25 protein-coding genes are annotated in these 25,389 nt (G+C 72.0%); 12 read left to right on the forward strand and 13 right to left on the reverse strand.

Features of this window, described 5'->3' with window-relative positions:
• Window positions 1-114: 114 nt before the first annotated feature.
• The 3 genes from KBX63_RS22175 to KBX63_RS36475 all read right to left on the reverse strand — a co-directional run bounded on the left by KBX63_RS22175 (window position 115) and on the right by KBX63_RS36475 (window position 2,415).
• The gene (locus KBX63_RS22175; protein ID WP_210913613.1) at window positions 115-879 is read right to left on the reverse strand and encodes a hypothetical protein; all 765 of its coding nucleotides are present in this window, start codon (window positions 877-879) and stop codon (window positions 115-117) included.
• 305 nt (window positions 880-1,184) lie between these two features.
• A complete protein-coding gene (locus KBX63_RS22180) occupies window positions 1,185-1,784 on the reverse strand; it encodes a ClpP family protease (RefSeq protein WP_210913614.1) in 600 nt (199 codons plus the stop codon).
• A gap of 133 nt (window positions 1,785-1,917) precedes the next feature.
• Window positions 1,918-2,415 (reverse strand): helix-turn-helix domain-containing protein, encoded by a 498-nt coding sequence (locus tag KBX63_RS36475; protein WP_210913616.1) that lies wholly within the window; start codon window positions 2,413-2,415, stop codon window positions 1,918-1,920.
• Window positions 2,416-2,867: 452 nt separating this feature from the next.
• Between KBX63_RS36475 and KBX63_RS22190 the strand changes: the two genes are divergently transcribed.
• The gene (locus tag KBX63_RS22190; RefSeq protein WP_210913628.1) at window positions 2,868-3,881 is read left to right on the forward strand and encodes a TrkA family potassium uptake protein; all 1,014 of its coding nucleotides are present in this window, start codon (window positions 2,868-2,870) and stop codon (window positions 3,879-3,881) included.
• 22 nt (window positions 3,882-3,903) lie between these two features.
• Here the strand turns inward: KBX63_RS22190 and KBX63_RS22195 are convergent, their stop codons facing one another.
• A complete protein-coding gene (locus KBX63_RS22195; RefSeq protein ID WP_210913630.1) occupies window positions 3,904-4,392 on the reverse strand; it encodes a MarR family winged helix-turn-helix transcriptional regulator in 489 nt (162 codons plus the stop codon).
• A gap of 82 nt (window positions 4,393-4,474) precedes the next feature.
• Here KBX63_RS22195 and KBX63_RS22200 point away from each other — a divergent pair, with 82 nt between their 5' ends.
• Together KBX63_RS22200 and KBX63_RS22205 are read left to right on the forward strand one after the other, a co-directional pair.
• Window positions 4,475-5,119, forward strand: a complete 645-nt coding sequence (locus KBX63_RS22200; RefSeq protein WP_247662866.1) for an FMN-dependent NADH-azoreductase — start codon at window positions 4,475-4,477, stop codon at window positions 5,117-5,119.
• Between the two features lie 465 nt (window positions 5,120-5,584).
• The gene (locus tag KBX63_RS22205; RefSeq protein ID WP_210913632.1) at window positions 5,585-7,342 is read left to right on the forward strand and encodes a trypsin-like serine protease; all 1,758 of its coding nucleotides are present in this window, start codon (window positions 5,585-5,587) and stop codon (window positions 7,340-7,342) included.
• A gap of 119 nt (window positions 7,343-7,461) precedes the next feature.
• On the opposite strand, the gene KBX63_RS22210 is transcribed toward KBX63_RS22205, so the two are convergent.
• The 3 genes from KBX63_RS22210 to KBX63_RS22220 all read right to left on the reverse strand — a co-directional run bounded on the left by KBX63_RS22210 (window position 7,462) and on the right by KBX63_RS22220 (window position 12,097).
• The gene (locus tag KBX63_RS22210) at window positions 7,462-8,496 is read right to left on the reverse strand and encodes a 2-oxoacid:ferredoxin oxidoreductase subunit beta (RefSeq protein ID WP_210913634.1); all 1,035 of its coding nucleotides are present in this window, start codon (window positions 8,494-8,496) and stop codon (window positions 7,462-7,464) included.
• On the reverse strand, window positions 8,489-10,336 hold the full coding sequence (locus KBX63_RS22215) for a 2-oxoacid:acceptor oxidoreductase subunit alpha (protein WP_210913635.1): 1,848 nt from the start codon (window positions 10,334-10,336) through the stop codon (window positions 8,489-8,491). Before KBX63_RS22215 ends, KBX63_RS22210 begins: the two co-directional genes overlap by 8 nt.
• A gap of 315 nt (window positions 10,337-10,651) precedes the next feature.
• A complete protein-coding gene (locus KBX63_RS22220; RefSeq protein WP_210913636.1) occupies window positions 10,652-12,097 on the reverse strand; it encodes a hypothetical protein in 1,446 nt (481 codons plus the stop codon).
• Window positions 12,098-12,226: 129 nt separating this feature from the next.
• Between KBX63_RS22220 and ndhC the strand changes: the two genes are divergently transcribed.
• Complete coding sequence (gene ndhC, locus KBX63_RS22225; RefSeq protein ID WP_109819197.1) at window positions 12,227-12,604, forward strand: NADH-quinone oxidoreductase subunit A; 378 nt, start codon at window positions 12,227-12,229, stop codon at window positions 12,602-12,604.
• Window positions 12,605-12,671: 67 nt separating this feature from the next.
• Here the strand turns inward: ndhC and folP are convergent, their stop codons facing one another.
• A complete protein-coding gene (folP, locus tag KBX63_RS22230) occupies window positions 12,672-13,541 on the reverse strand; it encodes a dihydropteroate synthase (RefSeq protein ID WP_210913637.1) in 870 nt (289 codons plus the stop codon).
• A 155-nt stretch (window positions 13,542-13,696) separates the two neighbouring features.
• Between folP and KBX63_RS22235 the strand changes: the two genes are divergently transcribed.
• From KBX63_RS22235 to KBX63_RS22250, 4 genes are all read left to right on the forward strand, one after another.
• Window positions 13,697-14,296 carry a DivIVA domain-containing protein gene (locus tag KBX63_RS22235; RefSeq protein WP_210913638.1) on the forward strand — a complete coding sequence of 200 codons (600 nt, stop codon included), beginning with the start codon at window positions 13,697-13,699 and terminating at the stop codon, window positions 14,294-14,296.
• Window positions 14,293-14,790: an SRPBCC family protein gene (locus KBX63_RS22240; protein WP_210913643.1), complete on the forward strand. Its 498-nt coding sequence runs from the start codon at window positions 14,293-14,295 to the stop codon at window positions 14,788-14,790. Before KBX63_RS22235 ends, KBX63_RS22240 begins: the two co-directional genes overlap by 4 nt.
• 89 nt (window positions 14,791-14,879) lie before the next feature.
• Window positions 14,880-15,461 carry a DNA-3-methyladenine glycosylase I gene (locus tag KBX63_RS22245; protein WP_210913646.1) on the forward strand — a complete coding sequence of 194 codons (582 nt, stop codon included), beginning with the start codon at window positions 14,880-14,882 and terminating at the stop codon, window positions 15,459-15,461.
• A gap of 13 nt (window positions 15,462-15,474) precedes the next feature.
• On the forward strand, window positions 15,475-16,098 hold the full coding sequence (locus KBX63_RS22250; protein WP_210913647.1) for a hypothetical protein: 624 nt from the start codon (window positions 15,475-15,477) through the stop codon (window positions 16,096-16,098).
• Here KBX63_RS22250 and KBX63_RS22255 read toward each other — a convergent pair.
• Genes KBX63_RS22255 through KBX63_RS22270 form a run of 4 tightly spaced genes read right to left on the reverse strand, consistent with a single transcriptional unit; the run spans window position 16,095 to window position 20,324 of the window.
• Complete coding sequence (locus KBX63_RS22255) at window positions 16,095-17,336, reverse strand: DUF1501 domain-containing protein (RefSeq protein ID WP_210913649.1); 1,242 nt, start codon at window positions 17,334-17,336, stop codon at window positions 16,095-16,097. The genes KBX63_RS22250 and KBX63_RS22255 overlap by 4 nt on opposite strands.
• 16 nt (window positions 17,337-17,352) lie before the next feature.
• The gene (locus KBX63_RS22260) at window positions 17,353-18,651 is read right to left on the reverse strand and encodes a DUF1800 family protein (protein ID WP_210913650.1); all 1,299 of its coding nucleotides are present in this window, start codon (window positions 18,649-18,651) and stop codon (window positions 17,353-17,355) included.
• A gap of 58 nt (window positions 18,652-18,709) precedes the next feature.
• Window positions 18,710-19,501, reverse strand: a complete 792-nt coding sequence (locus tag KBX63_RS22265) for an enoyl-CoA hydratase-related protein (RefSeq protein WP_210913651.1) — start codon at window positions 19,499-19,501, stop codon at window positions 18,710-18,712.
• A 4-nt stretch (window positions 19,502-19,505) separates the two neighbouring features.
• Window positions 19,506-20,324, reverse strand: coding sequence for a PaaX family transcriptional regulator C-terminal domain-containing protein (locus KBX63_RS22270; protein ID WP_210913652.1), 819 nt, complete (start codon window positions 20,322-20,324; stop codon window positions 19,506-19,508).
• 190 nt (window positions 20,325-20,514) lie between these two features.
• Between KBX63_RS22270 and KBX63_RS22275 the strand changes: the two genes are divergently transcribed.
• Window positions 20,515-20,682, forward strand: a complete 168-nt coding sequence (locus tag KBX63_RS22275; RefSeq protein ID WP_007455245.1) for a DUF3117 domain-containing protein — start codon at window positions 20,515-20,517, stop codon at window positions 20,680-20,682.
• A 146-nt stretch (window positions 20,683-20,828) separates the two neighbouring features.
• Window positions 20,829-22,304, forward strand: a complete 1,476-nt coding sequence (locus KBX63_RS22280; RefSeq protein WP_210913653.1) for a M17 family metallopeptidase — start codon at window positions 20,829-20,831, stop codon at window positions 22,302-22,304.
• A 6-nt stretch (window positions 22,305-22,310) separates the two neighbouring features.
• Here KBX63_RS22280 and KBX63_RS22285 read toward each other — a convergent pair whose 3' ends face one another.
• A complete protein-coding gene (locus KBX63_RS22285) occupies window positions 22,311-22,880 on the reverse strand; it encodes an O-methyltransferase (RefSeq protein ID WP_210913834.1) in 570 nt (189 codons plus the stop codon).
• 300 nt (window positions 22,881-23,180) lie between these two features.
• Between KBX63_RS22285 and KBX63_RS22290 the strand changes: the two genes are divergently transcribed.
• Together KBX63_RS22290 and KBX63_RS22295 are read left to right on the forward strand one after the other, a co-directional pair.
• Complete coding sequence (locus KBX63_RS22290; RefSeq protein ID WP_374102257.1) at window positions 23,181-24,686, forward strand: trypsin-like peptidase domain-containing protein; 1,506 nt, start codon at window positions 23,181-23,183, stop codon at window positions 24,684-24,686.
• A gap of 76 nt (window positions 24,687-24,762) precedes the next feature.
• Window positions 24,763-25,185, forward strand: coding sequence for a preprotein translocase subunit TatB (locus KBX63_RS22295; RefSeq protein ID WP_210913655.1), 423 nt, complete (start codon window positions 24,763-24,765; stop codon window positions 25,183-25,185).
• Window positions 25,186-25,389: the final 204 nt, after the last annotated feature.

Below are 25,389 nucleotides of genomic sequence, written 5' to 3' on the forward strand. Positions count from 1 at the left end.
GGGGGGTGCTTCGCGTCACTGCCAGTGGCGCCCGGGCTGGCGGTCGTCGACGCCGACGGCCGGTGGACGCGGCCCGGGATGCCCCTCGACCTGTGCCGGGGGCGTGCTGGCCGGTCAGAGGAACTTGTACATCTCCGCGGAGGCGTTCTCGGTCTCGTTGGCGGGCGGCGCGGTCACCGAGACCTTCTCGCCGAAGCCGCTCATGCGCATGTCGGTGACCAGGTCGCCCACGGTCTTCGTGGCGATCGTGTAGGACAGCGCGGTGAGACGGCCGTCGGCGTCGACAGTCGCTTCGAACGGAATCGCCTTCGGGTCCTTCGCCAGCTTCGCTGACGACTCCAGGCCCTCGCGCATGCCGCCATCGGTGCTGGCGGCCTCGGCAGCCTTGTTCAGGTCGGCGGTGCCGGTGTAACGGCCACCGTCCACCTCCTGTGCGGACACGACGCCGCCGATGAGGCCGGTCTGCGACTTGATGTCGAAGGACTGGCGCAGCGAGCTGGTTGGCCTGAGCTTGGTGAGGTCGATCTTCATCCACGGCTTCTCGCCCTCGAGCGAGTCCGACTTGATGTAGGCGGCGTCGCCGATCAGCCGGGCCTCCATCGGCTCCGGGGCATTACCGGTGACCTGGACCGCCCGGGAGGCCGGATCCATCTTTCCGCTGAGCGTGATGGATTGGGTGCCGGCCTTGATCGAAGCGTCCATGGTGACGGTGCCGGCGAGACTGCGATCCATGGCCTGCCGGATGGTGGTGACCGGGTCGGCCTTGGACGTCGCGGGGGCGGATGGGGGTGCGGCGGAGTCGCCGCCGGAGTTGGTGCCACAGCCGGCCACGAGGGCGGCGACGAGGGCGATCGAAAGGGTTGGGATCAGTCGACGCATAGACGTGACCCTAACGGGCGACCGCCAGCCGATTTCGTGAGCACCACCCCCACCGCGATGCCGAGGTGCCGGTGACGGGCACTTGAGATTTGCAAACATCTCTGTAACGAGAATCGGGGAAAATGCGCTGCCCCTCGTCTGCCGCGCCTATTCCCACCGGTGGGAATAGGCTCCGAAGTTCAGGGCCAGCTTCACGCAAGCCCGCCCCGTGCCTGGTCGGACGCGGATCGAGGGGGTCGCGTCCGGCATCGGCACAGGTTCAACGCGCTGAACAGGAACGTCGACCTGCCCCGACCCGCCGCGGGTCAGACCGCCGGTAGCTGCTCGGCCCGGGTGAGCACGTGGTCGACCAGGCCGTACTCCAGGGCCTGTTCGGCGGTGAACCAGCGGTCGCGGTCCCAGTCCCGCTGGATCTCGGCGAGCGTTCGTCCACTGTGCTGCGCGATCAGCTCCTGCATGGTGTGCTTCACGTGCAGCATGTTCTCCGCCTGGATCCTGATGTCCGAGGCGGTGCCGCCCATCCCGCCGGATGGCTGATGCATCATGATCCGCGAGTGCGGCAGCGCGTACCGCTTGCCGGCCGCGCCGGCGCAGAGCAGGAACTGCCCCATCGAGCCGGCGAACCCCAGCGCCAGCGTGGCCACGTCGTTGCGGACGTAGCGCATCGTGTCGTAGACCGCCATCCCGGCGCTCACCGAGCCGCCCGGCGAGTTGATGTAGAGGTAGATGTCCCGATCAGGGTCCTCGGCGGCGAGCAGCAGGATCTGCGCGCAGATCTGGTTGGCCGATTCCTCGGTCACCTCGGTGCCGAGGAAGACGATCCGCTCCCGCAGCAGCCGCTCGAACACCTGGTCACCGAAGGACGGCTGCCCGCCGTCCAACATCCGCACGCCGTACCCGATCATCGCGCCCGCCTTCCACCGTGCCGGCGGGCGGCGGGGCCGCCCGGTGGACCGGCCCCTCCAGCGTGCGGCGGCGGCGGTGGCTGGCCCAGGGATTCTGCCGGTGGCAGATCTGCCGACGGCAGAACCGCGCGGCCTACGCGGCGGTCAAGCGCCGCGCACCCGCCCGGGCCCGCGCGCAGCCCCGCGGGGCGGCGGTACGCGGACCGGGGCGCAGGCCACCGGTGGAGGCCATCGCTCCGACGTGCAGGGTCGGGCCGGTCGCCCCCGGCCCCCGGTGCAGGATCGGCCCGGAGGTGCGCGGGCCCACCCGCAGGGCGTGGTTTCCGGCGTCGTGTCGGGCCACCTCGACCCGCTCGAGCCGGCTCAACACCGCTCGCGGCGCGGCTGGGATGCGCGGCTCGACCCGGCGCATGTCGTCGCGGGCCTCCCCGAGCAGGTCGGAGAGGCTGATGCCGAGCGCCCGGCAGATCGCCGCGAGTACCTCGGACGAGGCCTCCTTGCGCCCCCGCTCCACCTCCGAGAGGTAGGGCACGGAGACGCCGGCCGACTGGGCCAGATCGCGCAGCGTGCGGCCCTGGCGCTGACGGTGGCGGCGCAGCACACCGCCGATCACTCGTCGCAGCAACGACATGCGGGCCTCGCTTTCGCGGTCGTCGGATGGTCAGCCCCATCATGCCCGTTCCCGGCTCTCGCGGCCGACCCGTACGGGTCCGCGCCGACGCGTCGACGCGGACCCGGCACCTCATCGGCCCAGGTGGGTGTGCCAGGTGGCCGGCTCGGGCACCAGCGTGACCGCGCGGAACAGGGCCCGGGTGCCGCCGGCGGGCAGCAGTGCGTCGTCGTCGATCGTCACGGTCGCCCCGTTGACGTCGTAGACGGTCAGCGACTCCTCGCCATCCTGCCCACCGAACCGCGCCGGATGCCCGTCGACCGTGGTGTTCGGCCTCGGCCGGTTCGTCGCTGTCGCCTGGTAGTCGGGCCCGGTGCCGCGATCGGTTGCCCGATCGGCACCCCGGACTGGGAACCGAGCCGTACCGGCTATGTTGTGGGCGTGCAGGCGACGGTGGCGGAGCAGGTTCGACGGTGATCCATTTCCCTGCTCAGCGCCGAGGTCCGCTGAGCGCGTTGAGCCTACGGCTGGCCGCCGCCCTGGGCCTGGTCCTGGCCGTGGTCAGCGCGGTCTACCTGGACCGGGACGGCTACCGCGACGTCAACGAGGACGGCCTGACGCTGCTCGACTGCTTCTACTACGCGGTGGTCTCGCTCTCCACCACCGGCTACGGCGACATCACCCCGGCCGCGCAGTCGGCCCGGCTGGTCAACGTCCTCTTCGTCACGCCCGCCCGGGTGCTCTTCCTGATCATCCTGGTCGGCACCACCCTGGAAGTCCTGACCGAGCAGTACCGGACCGGCCGTCGCCTGTCGCGGTGGAGGAGAACCGTGAAGGACCACGTCATCATCTGCGGCTACGGCACCAAGGGCCGCAGCGCGGTCTCCGCCCTGATGGAGAACGGTCTGGACCGGTCGAGGATCGTGGTGGTGGAGCGCAGCGGCGCCGCCCTGCGGCAGGCCACCTCGGCCGGGCTGGTCGCCATCGAGGGCTCGGCGACCCGGTCGTCGGTGCTCAACGAGGCGCACGTCCGGAACGCGAAGGCCGTGATCATCGCGACCGACAGTGATGACGCCTCGGTGCTGGTGGCGCTGACCGTGCGGCAGCTCACCGCCGGTCAGGTCCGCATCATCGCAGCTGCCCGGGAGGCGGAGAACGCTCCGCTGCTCAAGCAGAGCGGTGCGCACCACGTGATCGTCTCCTCGGCCACCGCCGGTCGGTTGCTCGGTCTCTCCACCTCGGCGCCGCCGCTCATCGACGTGGTGGAGGACCTGCTCACCCCGGGTCAGGGCATGGCGCTGGCGATGCGTTCGGCCGAGCGCGACGAGGTGGGTCGTTCGCCGCGTGAGCTGGAATCGCTGGTGATCGCCCTGGTCCGGCGGGGCAAGGTGGTCACCCTGGCCGACCGGGCCGGCGCGGTGATCGAGACCGGCGACATGCTGGTGCACGTCCGCGACGATCGCCCCCAGTCGACCACGGCGGTCTGAGCCGCACGCCGCTGCCGTGGTATCAGCGGCTGTCGACGGGAGACGTGTCCTCGAGGATCACCGCTTCGCAGGTGATCGTCGTCCCGGTGGCGGCCCGCCGGAGCAGTAGGTAGAGCTTCTCCCGCTCGTCGGGCTCCAGTGCCCCCAACACCTCGTTCTCGGCGCTGGCGAGGGCGCACTCCGCCTCGTTGAGCCGTTTTGCCCCGTCATCGGTGAGTTCGACGACGTGTCGGCGGCGATCCTCGGGCGAGCGGCGCCGCTCGATCAGCTGCATCGACTCGAGGTCGTTGAGCAGCCCGACGATGTTGGTGCCGTCCATGGCCAGGGTGCTGGCGAGCGCCTGTTGGCTGGTCCCGCCGCCGTCCCGCAGCACGGTGAGCGCGACCAGATGCCGCGGCCGCAGGCCCAGTGGCGACAGCACCGACTCGGACCGCAGCCGCATGCGCCTGGCCAGATGGTCCAGCAGCGGGCCTGAGCGGTGCTCCGAGGAGTCGAGCGGCGCGGCGGACATGTGACCCAGTCTACCGAGCTGGTGGAACATCAACCTGCTATAAATAGTTGGTGCTTCACATACGATCCCTGGAGGGGGAATAATGAACCTGCTACATATCGACTCGAGCATCCGTGGCGAGTGGTCCGTCAGCCGACGGCTCACCGCCCGCGCTGTCGCCGTCTGGCAGGCGGCCCACCCCGAGGGCACGGTGACGTACCGGGACCTGGGCACCGAGCCACTGCCGCACCTCGACGCGGCGGGCGGTCTGGCCCGGATGACGCCCACCGACCAGCACACCCCGGCGCAGCGCGAATCCTGGGAGCTCAGCGAGCAGCTGGTCCACGAGGTGAAGCAGGCCGACGTGGTGCTGCTCGGCCTGCCGCTCTACAACTACGGCGCGCCCAGCAGCGTCAAGGCCTGGGTCGACCACCTGATCGTGCCGGGCCTGGCGTACGACCCGGCGTCTCAGGAGGGCCTGCTCGGCGGGCGCGAGTTCGTCGTGCTGGCCACCCGGGGTGGTGGCTACGGCGAGGGCACGCCTCGCAACGGCTGGGACCACGCCGAGCCGTGGCTCCCGCACGGTCTCTCGCTGACCGGCATGGAGCCGCGCTTCATCAGCACCGAGCTGACACTCGCCCCGTCGGTCCCGGCGATGGCCGAGTTGATTCCGCTGCACGAGGCGAGCCTCGCGGCAACCGAGAAGGAGATCGACAACCTCTGGCTGCCGGCGTCCGCGCAGCGCTGACCGGAGCCTCCCGTTCGGACGGTGGCTGGCCGTTCTGCACCGAAAGGCCAGCCACCGCCCCGCTGTTCCCCATTTCGATTGACCCGAGGGCTTTCACCGTTCTTCTCGCGCGTGCTCCAGCCGGTCACCCTTCGAGCCGCGCGGTTCGCCCCCAAGGCTGAGTGAAGGTCCTCTATTTGGCGCTTTTTTCACGCCGTGATGCTTGCTAGTGTGTGGCGGCTTGGAACTGCCAATGAGGTCGCCGTAGCGAGTGTTCGGCGCGGTGTCGTTGGCGCAGGCACGACGGGGGCAACACACTTTTCGCAAGGGGCCATGGGCTCCCGGCGTCGGTCGTGGTCTTCCCGTCCGATCGGACGCATCTCATCCGGGCCGTTCCGAGTGCCTCGTTAATCGAACGACGGGAAGCAATCAGTGGCTGAAGTGGCAACATCCGCAGGAGCCCGACGGCGGTGGTACGCCGGTGTCGTGGCGAGCCTCGCTCTCATGGGCGTGGCGGCCGTCGCGCCTGCGACCAGTGCTCAGGCCGCCCCCGCCGGGGGCGGCGTGTACGACGCGGCGAGAAGTTCGCAACCGGACCGGTTCAAGAAGCTGCCGAACCTGCACAAGGGGAAGCTCACGCTTCCCGAGCCGGGCGCCAAGGGCCGGGCGTTCGAGTCCGGCACGGTTGCGTCTCCCAAGGTCTTCCAGGGGAGCCTGGCGAGCGCCTCCGAGTTCCCGTACATCGTGGGCATCGTCACCAGCTTCCAGGAAGGTTCGGACTACTTCTGGTACTGGTGCACCGGCACGATCATCGCCCCCAACAAGGTGCTGACGGCCGCGCACTGCACCGCCGACGGGCCCGGCACCACTCGGGTCATCGCCGGCAAGGACCGGCTGTTCGACAGCACCGGTCAGATCATCGATGGCAGCGGGTTCGTCGCCGAGGTCGGCTCGACCTGGACCCACCCGGGCTGGAACATCGCCGCCCAGTACGAAAACCCCTTCGCTCCGATCGTGGACGACGTCTCGGTCCTCACGCTCAAGCAGAACCTGCCCAGCGCGTACACCCCGGTGTCGCTGAGCGCCCAGGGCGACCAGAGCCCGTACGTGGCCGGCACCCCGGCCCAGATCGCGGGCTACGGCGTCACCTCGTCCAACGACGCGGCCCCGGACAGCCGGCTGCGCAAGGCGACCGTCCCGATTCAGTCCGACGAGGTCTGCGACGACACGGGGCTCTACATCGCCGACCGGATGATCTGCGCTGGCTCGGGCACCGACACCACGCCGAGCAGCGACACCTGCGGGGGTGACTCGGGCGGTCCGCTGCTCGTCAACGGGGTCCAGGTCGGTATCACCGACTGGGGCTTCGAGCCCTGCGGGTCGTCCCCGGGCTACTACGAGCGGCTGAGCTTCTACAACAGTGCCATCAAGGCGGACCTGACCCGGCCGAAGCTGATCAACGCCGACTGGTCCGGCGACGGGCACACCGACCTGATCGGTCGGGACAGCGCGGGCAACCTGCAGCTGTACTACGGCAGCGGCTTCGCCAACGACGGTTTTGGCGGCTTCTACTACAAGCGGCAGATCAACTCGGGGTGGTCCGGCTTCAGCCGGGTCTTCCGGGTCTACAACTGGAATGGCGACAAGAAGCCGTCCATCATGGCCATGAAGCCGAACGGTGAGCTGTTCATCTACAACACCGACGGCGCCGGCAACTTCGTCGGCGGAGCCAAGAAGATCGGCAGCGGATGGGCGGGTTTCACCGCTCTCATGGTGACGAACAACTGGCTGGGTAACAACCGTCCGAGCCTGATGGTCCGCAAGTCCAACGGCGACCTGCTCCGCTACACCAGCAACGGTGCGGGCGGCTGGGAGAACCCGTCGGGCACCCGGATCGGCACCGGCTGGAACGGGTTCAACCTGTTCCTCACCCCGGGCGCCTGGAAGGGTGACGGGCTGGAGGTGCTGATCGGCCGCACCTCCACGGGCGTGCTGAAGATGTACCAGTCCAACGGCACGGGCGGCTGGACCAACCCGTCCGGTACCCAGATCGGCAGCGGCTGGGCCAACTACAAGACCATCATGGTTCCGGGTGACTGGAGCGGCGACAACATGATGGATCTGTTGGGCGTCAACAGCAGCAACCAGATGCGGCTCTACACCACCAACGGCTACGGTCAGTGGCTCGACGCGAGCGGCAAGGTGATCTCCAGCGGCTGGGGCGGGTTCAACCCGATCTTCTGATCGAGGGCTGTCACCGCAAACGGAAGGGGCCCGCAACCATTGGTTGCGGGCCCCTTCTCGCCGTTTCTCCATCGCTCCGATGGCCGGTTCGGCGCGCGGTGCGCCTGCGGCCGCGAGGGTCAGATGATCGTCCAGGTGTCGCCGCTGGCCAGCAGGCCCGCCAGTTGCTGCTCAGGGGTCTCGGTGACCTTCGCCTTGGCGGCGGCGAGCTGGCTCTGCACCACGCTGTCGTAGGACGGGCGGTCCACCGAGCGGAACACTCCGATCGGGGTGTTCCGCAGGTCCAGGCCGGGCAGCCGGGACAGCGCGAACGCGTACGCCGGGTCGGCGACCGTCGTGTCGTGCACGACGACCTCCTCCGGGCGGACCGAGCTGGTCTCCCGGACCTCCAGGCCGAACCCGCCCGGCGGGTGCACCACGCAGAACTGCCCCTCGGCACCGAAGGTGATCGGCTGCCCGTGCTCCAGGCGGATCAGGTAGTCGTCCCGGGTGGTCGGGTCCTTGAGCTGGTCGAAAGCCCCGTCGTTGAAGATGTTGCAGTTCTGGTAGATCTCCACGAATGCGGAGCCCTGATGCTCGGCGGCGGCCCGCAACACCGACTGCAGGTGCTTGCGGTCGGAGTCGATGGTCCGGCCGACGAAGCTGGCCTCCGCGCCGAGCGCGAGGGAGAGCGGGTTGAACGGGGCGTCCGCCGAACCGGCCGGGGTCGACTTGGTGACCTTTCCGACCTCGGAGGTGGGCGAGTACTGCCCCTTGGTCAGCCCGTAGATCCGGTTGTTGAACAGCAGGATCTTGAGGTTGACGTTGCGTCGCAGCGCGTGGATCAGGTGGTTGCCGCCGATGGAGAGCGCGTCACCGTCACCGGTGACGACCCAGACCGACAGGTCGGGCCGGGACACCGAGAGGCCGGTCGCGATCGCCGGAGCGCGGCCGTGGATCGAGTGCATCCCGTACGTGTTCATGTAGTACGGGAAGCGTGACGAGCAGCCGATCCCGGAGACGAAGACGGTCCGTTCCCGGGGGATGTTCAGCTCCGGCATGAACTGCTGGATGGCCGCCAGGATCGCGTAGTCGCCGCAGCCGGGGCACCAGCGCACCTCCTGGTCGGACTTGAAGTCCTTGGCGGTGAGCTTGAGGGCGACGGGCTCAGACATTCTTCAGCACCTCTTCCAGCGTCGTCTCCAGCTCGGTGGCCGTGAACGGCAGGCCGCGGACCTGGTTGTAGCTGATCGCGTCGACCAGGTAGCGGGCCCGGATGACGTGGGCGAGCTGGCCCAGGTTCATCTCCGGGATGACCACCCGGTCGTACGAGCGCAGGACCTCAGCCAGGTTGGCCGGCATCGGGGCCAGGTGCCGCAGGTGCGCCTGGGCGATGGACAGGCCGCGCTGGCGCAGCCCGCGGCACGCCGCCCCGATCGGCCCGTACGTCGACCCCCAGCCGAGTACCAGCACGCGGGCGTCGCCGTCCGGGTCCTCCACCTCGATGTCCGGCACGGGGATCGTCTCGATCCGGGCCGCGCGGGTGCGGACCATGAAGTCATGGTTGGCCGGGTCGTAGGAGATGTCACCGGTCTTGTCGGCCTTCTCCAGGCCGCCGATCCGGTGCTCCAGGCCCGCGGTGCCCGGGATCGCCCACGGCCGGGCCAGGGTCTCGGGGTCGCGCAGGTAGGGCAGGAAGGTGGTGCCGTCCTCGCCGTTGGGCTCGGTGGTGAACTCCACCCGCAGGTCGGGCAGCGACTCCACGTCGGGCAGCAGCCACGGCTCCGAGCCGTTGGCGACGTAGTTGTCGGACAGCAGGATCACCGGGGTGCGGTAGGTCAGCGCGATCCGGGCCGCCTCCAGCGCGGCGAAGAAGCAGTCCGACGGCGACCTTGGCGCGATCACCGCGACGGGTGCCTCGCCGTGCCGGCCGTAGAGCGCCATGTTGAGGTCGGCCTGCTCGGTCTTGGTCGGCATGCCCGTCGACGGGCCGGCGCGCTGCACGTCCACGATCACGAGTGGCAGCTCCAGCGCCACCGCGAGAGAGATCGTCTCGCTCTTGAGCGCCACGCCGGGGCCGCTGGTGGTGGTCACCCCGAGTGACCCGCCGTACGACGCGCCCAGCGCCGCGCCGACCGCGGCGATCTCGTCCTCAGCCTGCATGGTGATCACACCGAAGCGCTTGTGCTTGCTCAGCTCGTGGAGGATGTCCGACGCCGGCGTGATCGGGTACGCGCCGAGGAAGACCGGCAGCCCGGAGCGGACCCCGGCGGCGACCAGACCCAGCGAGAGCGCCGCGTTGCCGGTGATGTTGCGGTAGGTGCCCGGCTTCATCTTCGCCGGCTTGACCTCGTAGCGGACCGCGAAGTCCTCGGTGGTCTCGCCGAAGTTCCAGCCGGCCCTGAAGGCGGCCACGTTCGCCGCGACCAACTCGGGACGGGCGGCGAACTTGCGCTCCAGGAAGCGCAGCGTCGACTCGTACGGCCGGGAGTACATCCAGGAGAGCAGGCCGAGGGCGAACATGTTCTTCGACCGCTCGGCGTCCTTCTTGGACACGTCGTGCGCGGCGAGCGCGCCGACGGTCATCGAGGTCAGCGCCACCGGGTGCAGGACGTAACCGGCCAGCGAGTCGTCGTCCAGTGGGCTGACCTGGTAGCCGACCTTGGCCAGGTTGCGCTTGGTGAACTCGTCGGTGTTGACGATGATGTCCGCGCCGCGCGGCAGGTCGGCCAGGTTGGCCTTGAGCGCCGCCGGGTTCATCGCCACCAGCACGTTGGGCGCGTCGCCCGGGGTGAGGATGTCGTAGTCGGCGAAGTGCACCTGGAAGCTCGACACGCCGGGCAGGGTGCCGGCAGGCGCCCGGATCTCGGCGGGGAAGTTGGGCAGTGTGGAGATGTCGTTGCCGAGCTGCGCCGTCTCCGAGGTGAACCGGTCGCCGGTCAGCTGCATGCCGTCGCCGGAGTCACCGGCGAACCGGATGACCACCCGGTCGAGTTGACGGATCTGCTTGGTCACGCCTGCACCTCGCTTCGCTGCGCGCGGTCGCGCGGGCGGCTGAACATGATGGTGACCTCGCCTTGCCCGGTCACGGGACCTCCTTGACGCACCGCTGCACCGCACCGCTCCAGGCTGGTCCGGTCCGCTGTCGTTCCTCACCTGAGAGCCTACGTCGAACAGACCCCCGACCTCCCCCGGAGGTCCGCCGACTGGGACCGGATCCGGTTGGGTATTGCGGCGTATTGCGGCGTTTCGACCAGCCCGCCGTAATCCAGATCACCGTCGACGTCCCGCCGGCGACCCTCGGGGTGGCGGGGCGCGTGGTGCGGCTGGTCAGTCGGTGGGGACCGTGGTCGGGTCGGTGAGCCGGCGACGCAGCGAGGTGGTGGCCAACGTGAGGGCCAGCACCACCAGCAACGCGGAGACCACGATCAGGATGACCGCGGTGCGCTGCACCGAGGTCATCCCGCCATCGTCGGCGGAGCCCCCGGCGGGGAGCACGCCCTGCGAGCCCGTGGGCGCGGGCGGGGAGACCACCGGGGTGGCCAGCGCGGCCGCCGCGGTGATCCGGAAGCTCATCTGTACCTGCCGGGTCGGGCCGCTGCGCGGGTCGAGTTGCCCGATCACCGCGCCGGACAGCGGCGCCTCCCGCTGGGCCTGCGCGGTCGCCTCCACCGGCAGCCGCAGCTCGGCGGTTCTGCCCGCCGGCACCGGACCGATGTCGCACCGGGTGCGGGTCGGGTCGACCGCCACGCATCCGGCCGGTGGGGCCGGCACGCTCACCCCGGCCGGAAGGATCACCTCGACCCGGCCGGTCGCATCCACCGTGCCGGTGTTGCCCAGCCGGACCGCGAGGGTGCTCGCCGCGCCGCTGATGTCGAAGCTCACGTCGTCGGCGGCCAGCGAGATCCCGGACACCGGTGGACCCGGCGGGACGAGCACCGCGAAGCCCTGGTCGTCGGCGGCCTCACCGGCCACTCCCGGTGCGTTCGCGGTGACCTGCACGGAGCCGCTGAGTGGCATCCGCTTCCACGCGGTGCCGGCGACCCGCAGCCGGAGCAGGCTGCTGAACCGTGCGCCCGCCTCGGCCGTCCAGGCCCCGCAGCGGTACGCGCCGCCACCGGTGGTGGCGCAGCCCTTCGTTCCGGCGTCGGTGAGCCCGGCGGGCAGGGTGTACGAGAGCCGGATCCGCTGGGCGGTGGTGCCGGTGTTGGTCACCGTGACCCGCAGCGTGGTGGCGGTGCTGGCCGCATTCCAGTACGCGCCCGTGAGGGTGACGTCCTCGGTGGTGACCCGTACGCCGAGCGGGTTCGGCGCCGGCGGCTCCGGGCCCGGTGCCGGCGGACGGACCGGGGGCGCGGACGGCGTCGGGGGCGCCGGTGACCCGGGCGTGGGCGGCCGGGCGGTGCTGCTGCCCGGCGCGGGCGCGGTGGTGGTCGGCGCCGGTGGTACGTCGGGCGCGGTGGTCTGCGGGGCCGGTGGCGTCGTCTCCGGCGGTGGTGCGGTGGTCTCCGGGGCGGGGTCGGTCGGCACGGGATCGCCATCCGGATCCCCGGTCGGGGTGGGCTCCTCCGCCGGGGTGGTTTCCGGGCCCGGCTCGGGCTCGGTCGCCGGGTCGGTCACCCCCGCGACCGGACTGGCGTCCGGCACCCCGGCGCTGGCCCAGGCCGGTGCCACGGCGAGCGCCGTGAGCAGGCCGAGCGCGAGCGAGGTCGCCAGCAGGGGCCTGGGACGCCGCCGGGCCGCCCGGGGGTCGGGCGGAACCTGCACGCTGGCCATCTGTCCTCCGGTGACATGGGTGGGGGTCCAGTATTCGGTAACGGTTGCCTTGGAGCACTAGTCCCATTCGGAAACAAATCCGTAACGTGTTCGGGACGGCCGATCCGGGCGGACGGTAGGCTCCCGGACGTGACCGGATACCTGGGCTCGTACGCGACGCTCGGGCTCTTGCTGCTCGCCAGCGTCCTGTTCTTCGTTACGGCGTTCTCGGCCAACCGGGTGTTACGTCCCGCCCGTCCGGCCGATCCGCACGGCAAGCGGACCAGCTACGAGTGCGGGCTCGACCCGGTCGGCGCGGACTGGGCGCAGATGCAGATCCGCTACTACGTCTACGCCTACCTCTACGTCCTCTTCGCGGTCGAGGCGGTGTTCCTCTTCCCCTGGGCGGTGGTCTTCGACCGGCCGGGCTTCGGCCTGGTCACAGTGGTGGAGATGGCGGTGTTCGTGGCGGTGCTCGCACTGGGCATCCTCTATGCCTGGCGTAGGAACATCCTGCGCTGGACCTGACCGCCCGGGCCTCCGGCGATCGTGCCGGTCCGCCCGACCGTTCGCGGCCGGTTGCCGGGACGAGCGGTCAGGCCAGGCCCCGGCGGGTCACCGCGGGCGGCCGGTCGCCGCGGATCGCGGCCACCATGTCCAGCACCCGGCGGGTGGGCGCGACCTGGTGGGCCCGGAACACCCGGGCACCGAGCCAGGCGGAGATCGCCGTCGCGGCGAGCGTCCCCTCCAGCCGTTCGGCCACCGGCAGGTCCAGCGTCTCGCCGATGAAGTCCTTGTTGGAGAGCGCCACCAGCAGTGGCCAGCCGGTCCCGGTCAACTCGTCCAGCCGGCGGGTGATCTCCAGGGAGTGCCGGGTGTTCTTGCCGAAGTCGTGCGCCGGGTCGATCAGGATTCCGTCGGGGCGTACCCCCGCCGCCACCGCGCGCTCGGCGAGCCCGGTCACCGTCGCGACCACGTCGGCGACCACGTCGTCGAAAGCGGCCCGGTGCGGCCGCGTCCGCGGGACCAGCCCGCCGGCGTGCGAGCAGACCAGGCCGGCGCCGGTCTGCGCGGCCACCCGGGCGAGCGCCGGGTCGGCGCCCGACCAGGTGTCGTTGAGCAGGTCGGCGCCGGCCGCCACGGCCTCCACCGCCACCTCAGCGCGCCAGGTGTCGATGGAGACGACCACCTCCGGGAACGCGGCCCGGACGGCCGCGATGGTGTCCACCGTGCGCCGGATCTCCTCGGTGACGTCCACCTCGGCGCCGGGCCCAGCCTTCACCCCGCCGATGTCGATGATCGCCGCGCCCTCGTCCACGGCCCGCTCGACCGCGCGCAGGGCGCTGTCGGCGGCGAAGGTGGCGCCCCGGTCGAAGAACGAGTCCGGCGTACGGTTGACGATCGCCATCACCACCAGCTCGCCGGGGGCGAACGTCCGCCCACCCAGCCGAAGCGCCCCGGTCATGCCCGCCTCCTGAGACTCCGCACCGTCGCCACCGCGTCGGCCGGTCCCGACGCTAGCCGGTCGGCGGACCGGAACGCCGCGCGGCGTCGGCGTTGATCGTGATCGGGGTGGGTGGTGGGCTCGCTCACGGCCGGTCGCCATGCCACGATCAGTGCATGGGTCAGCTTCTGCTCCTCCTGGTCGTGGCGTTGACCGTCGCGGCGGTGGTGTTCGGCGTGACGGTGCTGGTCACCGGTCGTGATCCGGGCCTGGCGCCCGCCGAGCCGGATTCCCAGGCCGTGGCGTTGCCGGGCACCCGGCCGTTGCACGAATCCGATGTGGGCGCGGTCCGTTTCGACACCGGGCTGCGCGGGTACCGGATGGCCCAGGTCGATCAGGCGATGCGCCGCGCCGCCTACGACATCGGCTACAAGTCGGAGCTGATCGGCGTGCTGGAGGCGGAGGTGACCGCGTTGCGTGCGGGACGCACCGCCGACGCGGACGCGCTGCGCCGGGCCCGTGAGCAGTCCGCCGGCGCCGCGACGAACGAGGGCGCGGCGGCTCAGCAGGTCGAGCGGCCGGTCGACGACGCCGGATCCGGCGCTGCCCCGGTCGGCTCGGCCGTCGCCGGCCCCCTGCCCGGTGCCAGCTCCTCTCCGGCGGACTCCGACGGCGTGGCACCGGCCGCCGCTCAGGGTGACGGTGAGCCGGCCGACGGTGAGTCGGCCGACGGCACCGGACAGCACGGCGCGGTGGTTCGGTCGGAGTCGGCGTGACCGACCCGGCGGGCGCCGACGATCTCCGCGAGGCTGCCCAACCCGGTGCCGGCGAAGTGACCGCCACGGTGATCGTCAACGCCCCGGCGGAGCGGGTCTTCACCGCGCTGCTCGCCTGGGAACGTCAGTCCGACTGGATCCCGTTCACCCGACTGCGGGTGGTCGAGGGCGATGGCCGTGAGGGCAGCCTGATCGAGGCCGTGACCGCTCTCGGCCCGGTGGTGCTGCGCGACGAGATGCGGGTGGTCCGGGTCGACGAGCCGTACGAGATCGGGGTGGTGCACTGCGGCCGGCTGCTGCGCGGCCCCGGTGTGCTGCGCTGCACCCAGATGGACCGGGCCCGCACCCAGGTGGTCTGGCACGAGTGGTTCCACCTTCCGGGTGGCCCGGCCGGTCGGCTGGCGTGGCCGGTGCTCTGGCCCGGCTCCAAGGTCAGCCTCACCCAGGCGCTGAAGAGGTTCGCCCGTCTGGTCGAGCAGGGCCGGCTGCCCTGACCATGCTCGCGGCGGCTGTCAGCCGGCGCGGGGCAGCCGGGGCGGCCGGCGGCGATGGGCTGTCGGCCCGATGGCCTAGCGTGTACGAGGTGACTGACCTGGTGATCGGCGCCGACGGGCTGCCACGCTGCGCCTGGGGGGGAAGCACCCCCGACTACGCGGTCTACCACGACACCGAGTGGGGGCGGCCGCTGCACGGCGACGACGCGCTCTACGAGCGGATGACCCTGGAGGCGTTCCAGTCCGGCCTGTCCTGGCTGACCATCCTGCGCAAGCGCCCCGCGTTCCGGCTGGCCTTCGACGAGTTCCGGATCCCGACCGTCGCCGGCTACGGCGACGCCGACGTGACCCGGCTGCTCGCCGACGCCGGCATCGTCCGAAACCGAGCCAAGATCGAGGCGGCGATCGCCAACGCCCGCGCCGCGCTCGAGCTGCCCGATGGGATCTCCGCGCTGCTCTGGTCCTTCGCCCCGGCGCCCCGGCCGGCCCGCCCCTCGTCGTTCGCCGAGCTCGCGGCGATCACCCCGGAGTCGACGGCGATGGCCAAGGCGCTCAAGAAGCGCGGCTTCCGGTTCGTCGGGCCGACCACCGCGTACGCGCTCATGCAGGCCACCGGCATGGTCGACGATCACATCGTCGGCTGCCACGTCACGCTCCCACCGGCGGCGTGATGGGATGGCAGACATGACGACCGAGACCGCGCACCGGGCCGGTGAGGCCGGCCACGTCGACGGGACGGGCACCTGGGCGCTGCTGCTGCCCGCCGAGCGGTACGAGGCCGAGCGGCTCGTGCACCACGACACGCTGGAGCTGACCGGGCTGACGGACGTCAGCCTGCCGGGCCCCGGTGACCGGGTGGCGGTGGTGGCCGACACGCCGCCCCGGCTGGTGGCGCTCGGCCGGGTCACCGCACCGGCCCGACGGCACCGGGAAGACCCGGACGATCCGCAATCCCCGGTCGAGCCCGGGACGTTCGTCGTGGCGTACACCCGACGGGCCTTCGACGAGCCGGTGCCGGCCGACCGGCTGGCGCTCGACGGGCCTCTCACCGCGCTGGATACGGTGGCCTTCCGGGCGCTGGCCGACCGGCTCGGCCCGCCCCCCGTGCGGCGCACCTGGCTGGTCAGCCTCGACCTGCCGATCGAGGCCGGCACGCCGGCCGAGGCGGTCCGGCTCTTCTGGTCCTACGTGCAGGAGCTGGGGCCGCGTGAGCTGCCCGCCTTCGTGTCGCCCTCCGGGGACGAGCTGGCCATGCAGGCGTTCGTGCTGGGCGCGGAGGCCAACCAGGACCCGGAAGAGGACGACTAGAAAAGGCCGTCCAGCCGCCCTCGCCAGTCGGCGAGCACCGGGCCCGGGTCGGTGTCCAGCACCCGCTCCAGCAGCGTGGCGTAGACGTCCCGGAAGTCGGTGGTGTATTTCAGGTCCCCGTCGTCGAGGTCGGTGAGGCTGGGCGGCGCGCCGTGCCAGCCGCCGCGAACCCCGGAACCGAGGAGCAGCATGTCCGAGGCGGTGCCGTGGTCGGTGCCGTCCGAGGCGTTGGCCCGGACCCGGCGGCCGAACTCCGAGTAGACCGCGACGACCACCTTCCGCCCCGCCTCGGTGCGACTCATCCGGTCGGCGAAGCCGGTCAACGCCCGGTCCACCTGACCCAGCAGGACGGCCTGCAACTGCTTCTCGTCGGCGTGCGTGTCGAACCCGCCGAGGGACACCGAGAAGACCCGGGTGGACACCTCGGCCTCGACACACTGCGCGACCAGGTCCAGCTGCGCGTCCAGGGGTGTCCGTGCCCCGCCGGTGGCCGTCGCCGTCGCCTGCTCGCCGTCCGGGTCCACCGCTTCGGTGTCCGTGGAGTCGCGGACGTGGCGGATCATCTCGTCCACCGACCGCAGGTCGGCGAAGCAGGCGGCGGCCCGACCCCGGGCCGCCGACTCGCCGGCCTCGGGGGCGGCGAACGCGGTCAGCGTCTCCGCTGACAGCCCCCTGGCGGCCTTCCGGTCGGCCACCGGTACCGCGGCGCCCGCGCTCCGCGCCCCGGCCAGCAGCGGCGGCAGCGCCGGCTCGAAGGAGACCGCCAGCCGAGGGTCCCCGCCTGCCCCGTCCAGCCAGCGACCCAGCCAGCCGGTGTTGCCCGGCCGGTCCGGTTGCGCGGTGTGCCAGATGTCCATCGACCGGAAGTGGCTGCGGTCCGGCTTCGGATAGCCGACCCCGCGCACGATCGCCAGTCCGCCGCCGGACCAGCGCTGGTGCAGGCCGGCCAGCGCGGGGTTGAGACCGAAGTCGTCGTCCAACCGGGGCACCTCCCCGTCCGGGTACGCCAGCTCGGGGCGAGCCGTCCGGTAGGCCGGGTCGCCGTACGGGATGACGGTGTTCAGGCCGTCGTTGCCGCCGTAGAGGGTGACCAGCACCAGGGTGCGGGACTGCGGATCGCGGTCTCCGGCGGTGTCCAGGAGGTCCCGCAGGCTGTACGCGCCGGCCCCGGCGGCCAGCGCGCCCGCGCCGACCACTCCGCTGGTGAGCAGGAACTTCCGTCGGGTCACGGTGTCCATCGATCGACTCCTCGGCTCAGCTGACGGTGTACTCGGGACTGACCAGGCCGGCGGCCAGCAGCGTCCGGGGCTCGCCGGCCAGCGGGGTCAGGGCGGCGCGGGTGCGGGCACCCCATCCGTCGACCACCAGCAGCCGGGCCAGGGCGTCCGGGCGGCCGGCGGTGGGCGCTGCGGTCAGCCGGGCCAGCACCGCCGGTGTCGCGGCGGCGGCCAGCATCCCGGCCGTCCGGAGCCGGGCCTGCAACGACGAGGTGGTCAGCCAGGCGGGCCCGGCCGGCCAGCCGCCCACGCTGGGCGGGCGCAGCGGCACCTGGTCCAGCGCGTTCAGGCCGGCCAGCAGTTGTTTGCGTCGCTGCTCCGGCAGCTTCGAAGGTCGGATGCCGAGTTGCCGGAGCGCGCCGACCACCCACTCCACCGGCTGCTTGACCAGGGTGCCCCTGGTCTGGGCGAAAACTGGTGAGGAGAAGAGCGTGCGGAGGGTGGCGACGGTGTCCGTACCGGCCAGGCCGGCCGGCGCCGGGACGTCGGTGCCGGCGTAGCGGAACCAGAGCCGGCCGGCCACGAACGTCGCCGCCGCGGGCTGGGCGGCCAGCAGCCCGGCGTACGACTCGCCGTCGAACCGGCCGCTGTGCCCGAGGATGGTCTTCTCCCCAGGGTCGTGCCGGCGGGTCTCGAATCGCGCGATGCCGGTGCGCCGGTCCACCACCCAGCCGGTCAGCGCCCGCGCGCCGGCCTTCACGTCGGCCTCGGTGTAGCTGCCGATGCCGAGGGTGAACAGCTCCATCAGCTCGCGGGCCAGGTTCTCGTTCGGCGCCTTGCGGGTGTTCTTCTGCCCGTCCAGCCAGAGGATCAGGGCCGGGTCGCGCACCATCGCGGCGACCAGCGGCCCCAGTGGCCCGCGCCCGTGGCGGCGCAGCGTCTCCAACTGGCCCAGCATCAGGCGGGCGGACTTGACCTTCTGCGCGCTGGTCGCCCAGTGCCCGTGCCAGAAGAAGAGCAGCTTCTCGGTCAGCCCGTCCTCGGCCGCCACCATCCGGTCCAGCCACCAGAGGGTCAGCCGCTGGAGCTGCTCCCGGCGCTCGGCGTTGGCGTGCTGCCGCTGCTCACGGGTGGATTCCTTGGTCAGCGCGGCGTACGGGTCCGGGGGCAACGCCGGGAGCGGGGTGGCGGTTGCGCCCCGGTCCGCCCGGTTCGGGTTCAGGAGGCTGTCCAGGGTGGCTGCCGGCCCGGCCCGTTCGGCCGCGTCCACCTCGTCGGCGGTCGGCCCGAAGGTGGCCCGGCGCAGCAGGTGTGCCACCGCTTCACGGTCGGTCATGTGGGCGACGCTAGGCGGCCCGTGTTCGAGGACGGTAAGGGCGGGGTGCGAGTCGCGTTCAGTGTCCCTCGAAGACCGGTTTCCGCTTCGCGACGAAGGCGAGGGTGGCCGCCCGGTGATCGACGGTGGCGCCGCAGATCGACTGTGCCTGCGCCTCGGCGGCCAGCGCGTCGGCGAGGGTGCCGGCGTCGGCGATGGAGAGCTGCCGCTTGATCGCCCCGTACGCGACGGTGGGACCGGCGGCGAGGCGCGCGGCCAGCTCCTGCGCGGTCGGCAGCACCTGCTCGTCGTCGTCCACCAGCCGGTTGAGCAGCCCCAACCGGCAGGCCTCCTCGGCGCGTACCGGCTCGGCCAGCATCAACAGCTCCACCGCCTTGGCATGGCCGACCAGCCGCGGCAGCGTCCAGGACGCGCCGGTGTCGGCGGCGAGGCCGACCTTGGCGAAGGCCATCAGGAAGCTGGTGGTCGGGCCACCGATCCGGATGTCGGCGAGGAAGGCCAGCGACGCCCCCGCCCCGGCAGCCATCCCACGGACCGCCGCCACCACCGGCTTGGGCAGATTGGCCAGCCGGGCCGCGATCGGGTTGTAGTGCGCCCGGACGGTGCCCAGCGGGTCGCTGGCGGTGTTCTCCAGCGTCGACACGTGCTCGCGCAGGTCCTGACCGGCGCTGAACGACGCACCCGCGCCCGCCAGCACGACCGCCCGGCAGGACCGGTCGGTCTCCAGCTCCGCGAGGGTGTCCCGAAGCGCCTCCTTGAGCGCCACGTCGAGGGCGTTCATCGCGTTCGGCCGGTTCAGCGTGAGGGTGACGACGGCGTCGGTCCGGTCGACCAGCAACGGCTCGGTCACGTGTCTAACGACCCTTCTGTCGGACGATGCGGTTGCCGGCGTCGAGGCACTGCTCGACGTACCGGTCGGCGGCCGGGCGCAGGCGAGCCGCGTGCCGGTCGAAGAAACTGGCCGCGGCGGTGCCGGGCCAGCGTTCGGGCAGCAGCGCCGGGGGCAGCTGCGGGTCCTGGAACAGGAAGGTACGCCACGCGTGCACGAGCCGGAACCGGGCGGCGTACGCCTCCTCGTCGCTGCTGCGTGCGGTGACCGCGCCGAGCAGCGGGCGCTGGTCCGCGACGAACCGTTCGTAGGCGCGACCGATCTCGGTCAGGTCCCAGGCCCGGCGGACCACGCCCATCGCGCCGGGGGTGCCGGCGAAGTGCGAGGCGGTGAATCGTTCGAACCGGACGCCGGCCTCGGCGAGGAGCAGGTCGACGTCGTCGGCGGGCCGGGTGGCCACCCAGGTCTGCTCGTCCAGCGTGCCGTAGCCCAGGAAGCTCAGGTTGGCGGCGAGCCGCTGCCGTTCCCGCCGGGAGCCGGGGGCCTCCAGCACGAGCAGATCGAACCGGCCGTCCCAGCTGACCCGGCCGGTTCGGTAGATTCGGGCCGCCGCCTCGTCCAGTCGCCGGGCGGCTTTCGGTGTGATCGAATATCCCGGTCCGGACACCAGTCGGAGCGGGTCGAGCCAGCCCTGACGCACCATCCGGGACACGGCGGTGCGCACTGCCGGCGGCGCGATTCCCAACGGTGCCAATAGCTTGACCAGGGCGGCGACCGGTGCCCGGCCACCCCGCGGTCGGAGGTGGTCGCCGTACAGGTCGAAGAGTGCCGACCGTGCCTGCATGACCGCACATTGTGACAGGCCTTCTCAAGATAAGCTAGATGCTGTTACATCAATGCTGCTCCGGTTTGGGTCCGGCGGTGTTCATCAGGGAAAATCGTTGGTCGACACCCCCGCGACCGTTGCGGGTGGTCGTGACGAAGTGGCTGTGGGGCAACCCACCGACCCTGGTGTAGGTCTGAGGGGAGACAACATGGCGGCGATGAAGCCGCGGACGGGCGACGGTCCGCTGGAAGTCACCAAGGAGGGCCGGGGCATCGTCATGCGGGTCCCGCTGGAGGGCGGTGGCCGGCTCGTCGTCGAGATGACTCCCGACGAGGCCAACGCGCTCGGTGACGCGTTGAAGGCGGCCGCCGGCTGAGTGAGGAGTGATCCGGGCGGCGTACACCTCCCGGAGATTCCTCGGTCCCTGAGCCACCGGCATCGCCGGTGGCTCAGGGTCTTCATCTGTGCGGACAGACGGGTCCGGTCCCGCTCCGCGACACTTTTCTGGAGGTGCGGTTCCGCGTGCTCGCCATCCGTCCGATCGCCGAGCCCGACCGGCTCGACGTCCTCGTCCTGCCCGTCCGTCCGACCGATTCGGCAGCGGATGGCGAAGCCTCGGCCGAACCGGCGCTGACCGCTGTGGCACTGCCGGACGGCGCCGCCGAAGAGGCCGCCGCACTGGCACCGGTCGCCCGGCTGACCGGCCGGGCCGGCGAGATCCGCACCCACCTGCGCCCGGGGCGTACGCCCGGCCGGCTGCTGCTGCTCGGCATCGGCGACGGCGGCGAGGCGGCCTGGCGGGCCGCTGGCGCGGCCCTGGCCCGCGCCGCCGTGGATGAGACGCACATCACAGTGGCACTTCCGGCGGAGGTGACGTCGGCCGCTGTCGGCGGGTTGACCGAGGGGCTGCTGCTCGCCTCGTACCGGTTCCGGCTGACCGAGGCCGGTGACCCGCCCGCGCTCGGCGCCGTCGACCTGCTGCTCGCCGACCCGGCCGCGTACGAGGCCACCATCGCCACGGCCCGGACCACCGCTGCGATGACCCGCCTCGCCCGTGACCTGACCAACACGCCCTCGTCGGTGAAGAATCCGCAGTGGTTCGCCGACCAGGTGGCCTCCGCCGCAGCCGACCTGCCGGACCTGCGCCTGCGGGTCCGTGGCCCGGACGAGCTGGCCGCCGAGGGCTTCGGCGGGATCCTCGCCGTGGGTGGCGGTTCGGCCAGCGGCCCCCGCCTGGTCGAGCTGGACTGGCACCCCGCCAGCGTGCGTACCCATGTGGTGCTGATCGGCAAGGGCATCACCTTCGACACCGGCGGGATCTCGATCAAGCCGGTGCCGGCGATGAAGCTGATGCGCAAGGACATGGCCGGCGCGGCGGCGGTCGTCGCCGCCACCCTCGGCGCCGCGGCGCTGCGGTTGCCGGTCCGGGTCACCACGTTGGCCCCGCTGGCCGAGAACATGGTCAGCGGCTCAGCGTTCCGCCCCGGCGACATCGTCCGGCACTACGGCGGGACGACCAGCGAGACGACCAACTCCGACGCGGAAGGCCGGCTGGTCCTCGCCGACGCGCTGGCGTACGCGGTGCAGCAGCTCGCGCCGGACCTGCTGCTCGACCTGGCCACCCTCACCGGGGCCAACGCCGTGGCGCTGGGCAAGCGGACCGCCGCCCTGTACAGCGAGAACGACCAGTTGGCCGCCGATGTGCTCACCGCGACCGAGGCGGCCGGCGAGGCGGCCTGGCGGATGCCGCTGCCCACCGAGTACGTCGAGTACCTGGGCAGCGAGATCGCGGACCTGTACAGCGCACCGTCCCAGGGTGCCGGGTCGGTGGTGGCCGCGCTCTACCTGCGCGAGTTCACCGGCGAGCTGCGGGACCGCTGGCTGCACCTGGACATGTCGGCCCCGTCCTGGGCGGACGGCGACCACGCCGAGCTCAGCCGCGGCGCGACCGGCTGGGGTGTCCGCTCGCTGCTGCGGTGGCTGGCCAGCGTCGACTGACCGGGGTCAGCACTTCACCGCGGCGAGCACCCCGTGCCCGACCGGGAGCAGCGCGGGGATCCAGTGCTCGGACTCCCGCACCGCCTTGATCGTCTCCCGGACCGTCACCGTCTCCGCGTCGCGGGCGGCCGGGTCAGCGATCCGACCGCCGGCCAGCATGCCGTTGAGCGCGAGCACGCCCCCCGGGCGCAGCAGCCGCAGTGCGGCTTCCACGCAGGCGTGGAAGCCGGTCGCCTCGGCGTCCACGAAGACCAGGTCGTACGCCCCGTCGGCGAGCCGGGGCAGCACGTCGAGGGCGCGACCGGTGATGATCCGGGTGCGACCGGCGGCGAAGCCGGCCTCGCTGAAGATCCGCCGCGCGATCCGCTGGTGCTCCACCTCCACGTCGATGGTGGTGAGCACGCCGTCGGCGCGCATGCCGCGTAGCAGCCAGAGACCGCTCACCCCGGTGCCGGTGCCGATCTCCACCACGGCGCGGGCGTTGCCGGCCGCGGCCAGCAGCCGTAGCGCCGCTCCGGCGCCGGGGGTGACCGCGTCGAGGCCCACCTCGTGGGCCAGGCTGCGGGCGGTGCGCAGGACGAGATCCTCGGTGACGTACGACTCGGCGAACTGCTGAGCCTGGGTCGTCGAACTGCCGGAACCGGCGACCGTGGCGATGGGGCACCTCCGGGGGCGGTGCGTGGTGCGGGGGCGGGTTGGCACTGTGAGCGTAGAGGCGACCCCCGCGCGGCGCGGCCGCGCCTCCGCCCTCGGCGATCACCGGGGGCAACCGCTGACTCCACCGCGTGTATCCGTGCAATCCTGGAGGCGGTATCCCGTCAGCCGCGACCGCGCCGGTCGGTGGCCGGACGACGCGGCGCGGGATCCGGGGACGGACTGGGAGGCACCGACGTGACCGACGGCTGGGACTGGCGCCGGGGCGGTGAAACTCCGGCTCCGGCGCGACCGCCCGGGGCAGAGGCCCCGCCGGCGGGGTCGCCGACCACGCCGGGGGCCGGCGGCGTGCCCGCGGCGTCGCCCGGCGACCCATCGATGGCCGGGAGCCCGCCAGCGGGCTCATCGGCGACGCCCGTGGCGGGTGTGCCCGATGACGGCTCGCCGGCCGCCTGGCCGGCATCGAACCCGCCACCGACCATTTGGCCGGCATCGACCGTGGTGTCGGGAGGGCCCGGCGCCGCCGGCGCGTCGCCCTGGTGGTCCGACGCACTCGCAGATCCGTGGCGGGATCCGGCGGCGCCGACGGCGGTGGTGGTGCCCGGGGTCGTGGCGGCGGGCACGGAGCCCGAGCCGGTCACCGACCCGGATGCGCCGGGGCGGCCGACGCTGCGCCACCTGCTGCTCATCCCGGTGATCACCGCGCTGCTGGCCGGCACCCTCGGTGGCGCGCTGGGCTACGCGTTCGCGGTGCGTGGCGGGGCCGGCGGAACGGTGCTCGGCGCCGATCCGGCGCAGCCGCCAGCGTTGGCCCAGCGCAAGCCGGAGTCGCTGGCCGGAGTGGCAGAACGGATCCTGCCCAGCGTGGTCACCGTGCGGGTGAGCAGCCTCGGCGGGACGAGTGAGGGCTCCGGTTTCATCGCCAGCGCCGACGGGCACGTGATCACCAACGACCACGTGGTGGCCGGCGGCAGCGGCAAGGCCTCGGTGATCTTCAACGATGGCAGTTCCGCGGCGGCGACGCTGGTCGGCCAGGACCCGGAGTCGGACATCGCCGTCATCAAGGTGAGCCGGACCGGGCTACGACCGGTGGAGTTCGGCGACTCCGACGCGCTGGCCGTCGGCGACCCGGTGCTCGCCATCGGCTCACCGCTCTCGCTGGCCAACACGGTCACCGCCGGCATCGTGAGCGCCCTGGACCGGACGATGCAGGCCGGCGAGCCCGGCGGTCCGGTGCGGTACTACGCGGCGATCCAGACCGACGCGGCGGTCAACCACGGCAACTCGGGCGGCCCGCTCGTCGACGGCGCCGGGCGGGTGGTCGGGGTGAACTCCACCATCAAGTCGCTGGTCGCCGAGGGGCAGGAGGCCGGCAACATCGGGCTCGCCTTCGCCATCCCGATCAACCAGGCCAAGCGGGTGACCCAGGACATCATCGGCACCGGCAAGGCCCGGCGTACGGTGATCGGTGCCCAGGTCGGCGGACCGGGCGCGGGAGCCAGCGGCGGCGTACGGCTGGCCGCGGTGGAGCCGTCCGGTCCGGCGGCCGGCGCCGGACTGCGGGTCGGCGACGTGATCCTGAAGCTCAACGGCCGGCCGATGACCGAGCCGACGGACCTGATCGCCCTGGTCCGCAAGTTCGCGCCCGGCTCGGTGGTGACCGTCGAGTTCCGGCGTGGAGCGGACCGACAGAACACCTCTGTCACCCTTGCTGCCGATGCCAAGTGAACAGCGCGTCACCCTCTGCCCGAAAGCCGTCCGACGTGCGTAGTCTTGCTGCTGACGCCGAGAGGAGGCCCACGGGATGCTCGACAACCTGAACTGGTGGGAGATCGGTGCGTTGCTGCTCGTGGCGCTGCTGATCTTCGGTGACCGGCTGCCCGCCGTGATCACCGACGGCCTGCGGCTGGTGCGCAACCTGCGCAACATGGCCCGCAACGCCACCGGTGACCTGAGTCGTGAGCTGGGCACCGACATCCAGCTCGAGGATCTGCACCCGAAGGCCTTCATCCGCAAGCACCTCCTCAGCGAGGAGGATGAGGCGGCGATCCGCAAGCCGTTGCAGGGCGTCTACGACGACCTGCGCGCGGATGTCGGCGGCGTGCACAACGAGCTGAAGGACGTGGCCAACGCCGCGGACCTGCGGTCGAACGGGACCCGGGCCGCCACGGCCACTGACACCCCGTCGGCGCCGGCTCCCCGAGCCAGCTACGACGACGCCACCTGACCCCGGCCGCTACGGCCCTCCGGCCCCATGGTTCCGTCCGGTCCTGTGGAGCTGAGTCGTTCGCGTCATCACGCTCGAGGCCCGGCAACAGGCCCGGGACGATCCGTTCGCGACATCAGCTCCACAGGACGGCCACGAGGGGTCGTGGACCGGGGCCGTGCGTGACCCGGGCAGGCTTCGGCAAACCTGGCCAGGGCCGACGGC

It is taken from the genome of Micromonospora sp. U21 (assembly GCF_018070045.1).
Lineage (GTDB): Bacteria > Actinomycetota > Actinomycetes > Mycobacteriales > Micromonosporaceae > Micromonospora.

Excerpts from the sequence above, each read along its gene's own strand:
- KBX63_RS22295 (WP_210913655.1), top strand. The coding sequence starts at position 24,763 with ATGCTCGACAACCTGAACTGGTGGGAGATCGGTGCGTTGCTGCTCGTG.
- KBX63_RS22250 (WP_210913647.1), top strand. The coding sequence starts at position 15,475 with ATGACGACCGAGACCGCGCACCGGGCCGGTGAGGCCGGCCACGTCGAC.
- folP (WP_210913637.1), bottom strand. The coding sequence starts at position 13,541 with ATGACCGGGGCGCTTCGGCTGGGTGGGCGGACGTTCGCCCCCGGCGAG.
- KBX63_RS22180 (WP_210913614.1), bottom strand. The coding sequence starts at position 1,784 with ATGATCGGGTACGGCGTGCGGATGTTGGACGGCGGGCAGCCGTCCTTC.
- KBX63_RS22175 (WP_210913613.1), bottom strand. The coding sequence starts at position 879 with ATGCGTCGACTGATCCCAACCCTTTCGATCGCCCTCGTCGCCGCCCTC.
- KBX63_RS22220 (WP_210913636.1), bottom strand. The coding sequence starts at position 12,097 with ATGGCCAGCGTGCAGGTTCCGCCCGACCCCCGGGCGGCCCGGCGGCGT.
- KBX63_RS22235 (WP_210913638.1), top strand. The coding sequence starts at position 13,697 with ATGGGTCAGCTTCTGCTCCTCCTGGTCGTGGCGTTGACCGTCGCGGCG.
- KBX63_RS22255 (WP_210913649.1), bottom strand. The coding sequence starts at position 17,336 with ATGGACACCGTGACCCGACGGAAGTTCCTGCTCACCAGCGGAGTGGTC.
- KBX63_RS22200 (WP_247662866.1), top strand. The coding sequence starts at position 4,475 with ATGAACCTGCTACATATCGACTCGAGCATCCGTGGCGAGTGGTCCGTC.
- KBX63_RS22210 (WP_210913634.1), bottom strand. The coding sequence starts at position 8,496 with ATGTCTGAGCCCGTCGCCCTCAAGCTCACCGCCAAGGACTTCAAGTCC.
- KBX63_RS22275 (WP_007455245.1), top strand. The coding sequence starts at position 20,515 with ATGGCGGCGATGAAGCCGCGGACGGGCGACGGTCCGCTGGAAGTCACC.
- KBX63_RS36475 (WP_210913616.1), bottom strand. The coding sequence starts at position 2,415 with ATGTCGTTGCTGCGACGAGTGATCGGCGGTGTGCTGCGCCGCCACCGT.
- KBX63_RS22260 (WP_210913650.1), bottom strand. The coding sequence starts at position 18,651 with ATGACCGACCGTGAAGCGGTGGCACACCTGCTGCGCCGGGCCACCTTC.
- KBX63_RS22270 (WP_210913652.1), bottom strand. The coding sequence starts at position 20,324 with ATGCAGGCACGGTCGGCACTCTTCGACCTGTACGGCGACCACCTCCGA.
- KBX63_RS22195 (WP_210913630.1), bottom strand. The coding sequence starts at position 4,392 with ATGTCCGCCGCGCCGCTCGACTCCTCGGAGCACCGCTCAGGCCCGCTG.